The sequence below is a fragment of the Thalassococcus sp. BH17M4-6 genome (assembly GCF_049323015.1).
Lineage (GTDB): Bacteria > Pseudomonadota > Alphaproteobacteria > Rhodobacterales > Rhodobacteraceae > Puniceibacterium.
The window spans coordinates 225,008-232,168 of sequence record NZ_JBMPGU010000006.1 but is presented as its reverse complement, the minus strand read 5'-3'; the positions used below and the strand labels follow the sequence as shown (position 1 = coordinate 232,168).

Here is a 7,161-nt window from a genome sequence, read left to right as displayed (position 1 = left end):
ACGCCCAGACCGACGTGGGTGATGTCCTCATCCGGCAGGCCGAAGGTGGATTCCAGGGTGCCGTCGACTTCGGTCTTCGAGAAGGTTGCACCAACCGACAGGCCGTTCGAGAAGCCGGCAGTCGCTGCCAGACCGTAGGTCTGAGCAACGTCGTTCTGCGACTGGAAGCCGAAACCGGCGTTCAGCGAGATGCCGTTGAATTCGCCAGCGTAGCCAACACCCAGACCGTAGATCGGGTCTGCGTCGTAACCGGCGGGAACGCCGATTGCGTTGAAGAAGCCGTAGGTGTCTGCACCGTTGTTGGCCTGCTCGACCGAGAACGAGAACACGAACGCGTCGTAGGTGTAGTCGAAGCGCGCGATCTGACCGTCGCCGTTGCCGTCGAGCGACAGACCGGAGTCGGTGCCCAGCAGCAGGTGGCCGTCCTGGTCGTCAAAACCGACGTGGCCGGTTTCGTCGTCCTGGATGGAACCGCCAGCCAGCGCCATTTCGGGCATACGTGCGTCCATTGCACCGTCGGTGTCACCCATGGTCAGGGTTGCGCCGCCGAAGGACACGAAGATGGCTTCGCCGCCCTGGGAGCCGGTTGCGAATGCTGCACCGGTGACCGACTCGTCGAGGTCGACGTTGGCGCCGAAGGTCAGGCCGTTGTCGGCTTCGCCGGACATGGTGAAGGTGACGTCGATGTCAGTGTGGAACTGAGTGTCGCCGGTACCGATGTCGTAGATGCCCATTTCGGCCATCCCGGTCAAACCGATGCCCAGGTCCTGAGCAGAGGCGACGCCCGCGGTTGCGACCAGCGCGGTGGTTGCAAAAAGAATCTTTTTCATTGTTTCCCTCATGATGTTCGTAAGGCACGTACCAATCCGGATGTCCGGCCTTGATGAAGCCTCTATGCTCCCGGCGGCCCCGCCTTTGCAAGCGGTGCAAAAAGCGCCCGTCCAACAAGTGATTCAGTGATGCGCATTTGTCACAAGCTTTTCGGGCGGGGCGGGATGCACATCTGTTCTGCGCGCGCGTGCACGCATGCGCCCGCGGGGGCGCGGTCAAGTTCGGCTTGTCGGGCGCAGGCTTGGCGGGTATGGAAAAGACAGGAAAAAGACCGGCAGGAGCGGGAAATATGAATAAGCTGCGGTTCGGAACGCGCATGGGTCTGGCGATTGCCTTGGTGACCCTGGCGGGATGCGGGGCGTTCCGGCGCGAAGATGGCCAGCCGGTCGAAACCCGTCCGGCCAGCGAAATTCAGGACGAGCTTATTTACGGCGACCGCCCGCGGCCGCAATCGACCTTTTTCGATCTCTTCCGTCCGCGCCCCGATGCCGGTCAGGTGGGGGCGATCAACAAGTATATCTGGAACGCCTCGTTGCAGGTTCTGGATTTCCTGCCGGTCCAGTCTGTCGATCCGTTCACCGGCGTGATCAGCACCGGCTACGGCACCCCGCCGGGCGGCGGCCGCGCCTACCGCGCGACGATCTATGTCTCGGACCCCGCGCTTGACGCCCGTTCGCTGAACCTGGCGCTGCAGACCCGGTCAGGCCCGGTCAGCCCCGACACGCTGCGCAGCGTCGAAGACGCGATTCTGACCCGCGCGCGGCAGCTGCGCCAGCAGGACAGCCGATTCTGATACGCGCTCGCTGCCCGACAGCCCTTTGAACACGGCCCGCAGGCCTCAATCCTGCGGCGCACGCGGGTTCAGCGCTGCCACCGTGTCCACCCAGGCCAGATGCTGCGGCAGGCAGACACGCCGCAGGTCGTAGTTTTCACGCACGAAAGCGCGGGCCGCCGCCCCCAGCCGCCGGCGGGCGGGCGCGTCGTCCAAGAGGGCGCAAAGCCGCTCCACCAGCCCCGCGCGGTCGAAAAAATCGACCATGCGCCCGGTTTCATCCTCGCGCAGCACCTCTTTGACCGGGGCGGTGTCGCTGGCCAGGATCGCGCATTCCGCGCTCATCGCCTCGAGCAGGGACCACGACAGCACGAAGGGATAGGTCAGGTACACATGCGCCCGGCTGACCTGCATCATCGCCAGGAACCGGTCGTAGGGCACGCGCCCCAGGAAATGCACGCGCGCCCAGTCGGCATCGGAAATCTGCCCGCGCACCTCGTCGATGTAGATCTGCTTCCAGGTCTGGCCCTGCGGCGCGCGGGCGCCATAGCTGACCTCGTCCCCGCCCAGCAGAACCACCTGCGCCCCGGGGCGGCGGCGCAGGATTTCGGGCAGGGCGCGCATGAAGATATGATAGCCGCGATAGGGCTCAAGGTTGCGGTTGATGAAGGTGATGACCTCGTCCTCGCGGGTCAGGACCTTGCCATCCGACACCTCGAGCCGGGCATCGGGGTTGGGCACCACCAGATCGGTGTCGACGCCGTCGTGGGCCACGGTGATCCGGTCGCGGTATTTTTCGGGAAAGGTGTCCGCCTGGAAATGCGTCGGGCTGATGCCCGCGTCCATCACCTCTTCGTGCAGGCGATTGTTGAGGTTTTTCAACCGGATGCGCAGGGCGTCCTGCGCCGGTGACTTGGATGGAAACTCCGGGTCGAAATCCGCCAGCGGATAAGCCGACAGATGGTAAAGCTCGCAATAAAGACCCATCCGCGCGGTGGGCCACACATCCTTGAGGAACAGACTTTCGCCCCAGCCATGATGGGCCAGAATCACGTCCGGCTGAAAGCCCCGGTCGCGCAGCCCGATGGCGGCGGCATAGCAGCTGCTGGCGCGCAGCAGCTTGGTTTCGAAATCGCCCAGCCAGGGATGGATGCCCGGCGTGCTGCGGCCGCTGATCTTGTAGGGCAGCACTTGCACCCCGTTCCAGCGCGTCGGTTTTTCCACCTTGGGCGTCAGGGCCACGACCTGATGGCCGTTCTGCGCCAGCGCCGGGGCCAGATGTTTGTACTGGCCGGGAAAGTTCTGGTGAATCAGCAAGAGCTTCATATGTGCCGCGCCTCGGGATGTTTTTGCCTTTTCTGGCATGCGGTCCCGCAAAGACCAAGCGCCGCGCGCATCTGACCGGGCCCCGGTGGCGGAAATGTCGTCGCCGCACTGGACGCTTGGCGCCTGTCGCCCTATCACCCGAGTCCAGACCGTGTGCCGCGCCGCAAAGGAAAACAGCATGTCGCGCTATGATCCCGCCGAGATCGAACAGAAATGGCAAAAGGCCTGGGACGACGCCCAGACCTTCAAGGCCGAAAAGGCCGCCGGCCGGGCGGGCGACAAGCCCAAGTACTATGTGCTGGAAATGTTTCCCTATCCGTCGGGCCGCATTCACATCGGCCATGTGCGCAACTACACCATGGGCGACGTGATCGCGCGCTACAAGCTGGCCACGGGGCATAACGTGCTGCACCCGATGGGCTGGGACGCCTTTGGCCTGCCTGCCGAAAACGCCGCGATGGCGCAGGGCATCCACCCGGGCAAATGGACCTACCAGAACATCGCCGACATGCGCGAGCAGATGAAGCCGCTGGGCCTTTCCATCGACTGGAGCCGCGAATTCGCCACCTGCGATCCGGACTACTACGGCCAGCAGCAGGCGCTGTTCCTGGATTTCCTCGAGCAGGGGATGGTCTATCGCAAGAACGCCGTCGTGAACTGGGATCCGGTCGATATGACCGTTCTGGCCAACGAACAGGTCGAAAACGGCCGCGGCTGGCGGTCGGGGGCCGTGGTCGAACGGCGCGAACTTACTCAGTGGTTCTTCAAGATCTCGGACATGGCCGAGGAATTGCTCGACGCGCTTGACGGGCTGGATGACTGGCCTGCCAAGGTCAAGCTGATGCAGGCCAACTGGATCGGCCGGTCGCGCGGGCTGCAATTCGCCTTTTCCACCATCGACGCGCCGGACGGCCACGACCGGATCGAGGTCTATACCACCCGTCCCGACACGCTGATGGGGGCGTCGTTCGTGGGCATTTCGCCCGATCATCCGCTGGCGCGCCAGCTGGAAAAGGACAACGAGGAGCTGGCCGCCTTCAACGCCGACTGCCGCCGCATGGGCACCTCGGAAGAAGAGATGGAGAAGGCCGAGAAAAAGGGCTTTGACACCGGGCTGCGCGTCCGCCACCCCTTTGACACCGCTTGGGAACTGCCGGTCTACGTGGCCAACTTCATCCTGATGGATTATGGCACCGGCGCGATCTTTGGCTGCCCGGCGCATGACGCCCGCGACCTGGAATTCGCGCGCAAGTACGACCTGCCCGTCACCTCGGTCTACGTGCCCGCCATGGGCGAGGAAGGCACCTTTATCCTGCCCGAGGACGGCGGCCCGGCCTATGTGCCGCCCAAGCCCGAAACCGTGCGCTATATCAACGGCTTTGCCGGGGACGAGGCGCAGACCGCCGATCAGGCCATCGACAGCGCCATCGCCTTTTGCGAGGAAAACGGCGTGGGGCAGGGCGTCACCAAGTTCCGCCTGCGCGACTGGGGGCTTTCGCGCCAGCGTTTCTGGGGTTGCCCGATTCCGGTGGTGCATTGCGACACCTGCGGCGTGGTGCCCGAGAAAAAGGAAAACCTGCCGATCAAGCTGCCCGACGACGTTACCTTTGACCGTCCCGGCAACCCGCTGGACTGGCACCCCACCTGGCGCGATTGCGCCTGCCCGTCCTGCGGCGCGGCGGCCAAGCGTGAAACCGACACGATGGACACGTTTGTTGATTCGTCGTGGTATTTCGCGCGCTTCACCGCGCCCGATGCGGCAAGGCCGGTGGACATGGCCGAGGCGGACTACTGGATGAACGTCGATCAGTATATCGGCGGCATCGAACACGCGATCCTGCACCTGCTCTACGCGCGCTTCTTTGCCCGGGCCATGCACCTTACCGGAAACCTGCCCGCGAAAAGCATCGAGCCCTTCGATGCGCTCTTCACCCAAGGCATGGTCACGCATGCGATCTACCAGACCCGCGACGACAACGGCCGCCCGGTCTATCACTTCCCCGAGGATGTGACCGACGGAAAGCTCGCCGACGGGACCGAGGTCGAGGTCATCGCCTCGGCCAAGATGTCGAAATCTAAAAAGAACGTCGTCGATCCGGTGACGATCATCGAAAGCTATGGCGCCGACACCGCGCGCTGGTTCGTCCTGTCCGACAGCCCGCCGGAACGCGACGTGGAATGGACCGCGTCGGGGGCCGAAGCGGCGTCGAAACACCTGGGGCGGGTCTGGCGCATCGCGTCCGAGATCGCCGCCTCCGAAGATGGCCCGCAAGGGTCGGATGAGGTGCTGCTGCGCGAAATGCACAAGACCATCTTCGACGTCACGCAAGGCATCGAATCCTTCGGCTTCAACGCCTCGATCGCCAAGCTTTACGCCTTTACCAACACGCTGGCGAAATCCGACGCCGGGACCGAGGCGAAACGCACCGCCGCGCGCACTCTGGCACAGCTCATGTCGCCCATGACGCCGCATCTGGCCGAAGAGGTCTGGACCCTGCTGGGCGGCGAGGGGCTCATTGCCAACGCGCCCTGGCCGGTCGCGGACGAGGCGATGATGGTCGACGACACCGTCACCCTGCCGATTCAGGTCAACGGCAAGCGGCGCGGTGAAATCATCGTGCCCAAGGACATGGAAAAGCCCGAGGTTGAAAAGCTCGCGCTGGCACATCATGCTGTGATCAAGGCGCTGGATGGCGCCCAGCCGAAAAAGCTTATCGTCGTGCCCGGACGGATCGTGAATGTCGTCATCTGACCGCCGCCTTTTCCTGCTTGGCGCGCTGGCGCTTGGGGCCTGTGGGTTTACCCCCGTCTATGGGCCGCAGGGGGCCGGGCAGCGGCTGCAGGGGCGCATCCTTCTGGATGCGCCGGTGACCGAGAATAACTATCGGCTCAATCGCCGGATCGAGGAACGGCTGGGCCGCGGCGGCGCTGCCCGCTATGCACTGTCGGTCGATATCGACACCGAATCGGATGGTTTCGGCACCGCGTCGGACGGCACGACCACGCGCTTTCGCCTGACCGGCACCGCCACCTACACGCTGCGCGACACCGCGACCGACGTGGTGTTGTCAGAGCGCAAGACCGTCGCTTTCACCGGCTATTCCGCCACCGGGTCGAACGTGGCGACGCTCGCCTCGGCCCGCGACGCGCGCGAACGGCTGATGGTGATCCTGGCCGATCAGATCGTCGACCAGCTGTTGCTGCTGTCGCCGGACCTGCCGGAATGAAACTTGCCGCGCGCGATGCCAACGCCTATTTCGCGCGGCCCGATCCCGACAAGACCGGCCTGCTGATCTATGGCGAGGATGCGATGCGCGTCGCGCTCAAGCGACAGGAAGTCATTGCCGCCCTGATCGGACCCGAGGGCGAGGCCGAGATGCGGCTGGCGCGCATTCCCGGCGCCGATCTGCGCCGCGATACGGCGATGCTGATGGACGCGATCAAGGCGCAGGGCTTTTTCCCCGGCCCGCGCGTCGCCTTTGTCGAAGAGGCGACCGACGGGCTGGCCAAGGTCGTGGGCGCCGCGCTGGCGGAATGGAAGCCCGGCGATGCCCAGATCGTGGTGACGGCGGGCGCGCTCAAACCCGCCTCGGGGCTACGCAAGCTCTTCGAGGCGCACAAGAACGCCTATGCCGCGGCGATCTACAACGACCCGCCGGGCCGGGCCGAGATCGAGGCCGACCTCGCGCGCGCCGGTCTGCGCGAGGTCGACCGCAGCGCCATGGACGCGCTCACCGCGCTGGCGCGCGAGCTTGATCCCGGCGATTTCCGTCAGACCGTCGAAAAGGTGGCGCTGTACAAGCTCGACGACCCCGAGCCCCTGACCCCGGCCGAAGTGGCGCTCTGCGCCCCCACCTCGACCGAGGCGGATGTGGATGCGGTTCTGAACGTCGTGGCCGAAGGCAAATCCGCCGAAATCGGCCCTGTCATGGCGCGGTTGCAGGCGCAGGGCACCAATGCGGTGACGCTGGTGATCTTTGGCACGCGGCATTTCCGGGCGCTGCACGCCATCGCCTGTAACGCCGGCAATGTGCGGATGAACTGGAAACAGCGCGACCGGATGATGCGGCAGGCGCAGGCCTGGGGAATGTACAAGCTTGAAATGGCGCTCGACATCCTGACCGACACCGATCTGCAGCTGCGCTCCGCCGGGCAGCACGCCCCGGCCATGGCGCTGGTGGAACGGGCGCTGATCCGGCTGGCCATGCTGCAACGGCGCCAAGGGGGGTAAA

At 64.9% G+C, this 7,161-nt stretch carries 6 protein-coding genes; 4 read left to right on the top strand and 2 right to left on the bottom strand.

Annotated features, from left to right (window positions below):
• Positions 1 to 830 (bottom strand): porin (locus tag ACOXXX_RS11215; RefSeq protein ID WP_422826665.1); only part of this gene is annotated, 830 nt, incomplete at its 3' end.
• A 290-nt stretch (positions 831 to 1,120) separates the two neighbouring features.
• Here ACOXXX_RS11215 and ACOXXX_RS11210 point away from each other — a divergent pair.
• Positions 1,121 to 1,624 (top strand): DUF3576 domain-containing protein, encoded by a 504-nt coding sequence (locus ACOXXX_RS11210; protein ID WP_422826664.1) that lies wholly within the window; start codon positions 1,121 to 1,123, stop codon positions 1,622 to 1,624.
• 45 nt (positions 1,625 to 1,669) lie between these two features.
• On the opposite strand, the gene ACOXXX_RS11205 is transcribed toward ACOXXX_RS11210, so the two are convergent.
• Positions 1,670 to 2,929 (bottom strand): glycosyltransferase, encoded by a 1,260-nt coding sequence (locus ACOXXX_RS11205; RefSeq protein ID WP_422826663.1) that lies wholly within the window; start codon positions 2,927 to 2,929, stop codon positions 1,670 to 1,672.
• A 178-nt stretch (positions 2,930 to 3,107) separates the two neighbouring features.
• Between ACOXXX_RS11205 and leuS the strand changes: the two genes are divergently transcribed.
• Genes leuS through ACOXXX_RS11190 form a run of 3 tightly spaced genes read left to right on the top strand, consistent with a single transcriptional unit; the run spans position 3,108 to position 7,160 of the window.
• Positions 3,108 to 5,681: a leucine--tRNA ligase gene (leuS, locus tag ACOXXX_RS11200; RefSeq protein WP_422826662.1), complete on the top strand. Its 2,574-nt coding sequence runs from the start codon at positions 3,108 to 3,110 to the stop codon at positions 5,679 to 5,681.
• Positions 5,668 to 6,156: an LPS assembly lipoprotein LptE gene (gene lptE, locus ACOXXX_RS11195; RefSeq protein WP_422826661.1), complete on the top strand. Its 489-nt coding sequence runs from the start codon at positions 5,668 to 5,670 to the stop codon at positions 6,154 to 6,156. The genes leuS and lptE overlap by 14 nt, the downstream gene beginning before the upstream one ends.
• A complete protein-coding gene (locus ACOXXX_RS11190) occupies positions 6,153 to 7,160 on the top strand; it encodes a DNA polymerase III subunit delta (protein ID WP_422826660.1) in 1,008 nt (335 codons plus the stop codon). Before lptE ends, ACOXXX_RS11190 begins: the two co-directional genes overlap by 4 nt.
• The last annotated feature ends 1 nt before the right edge of the window (position 7,161 follow it).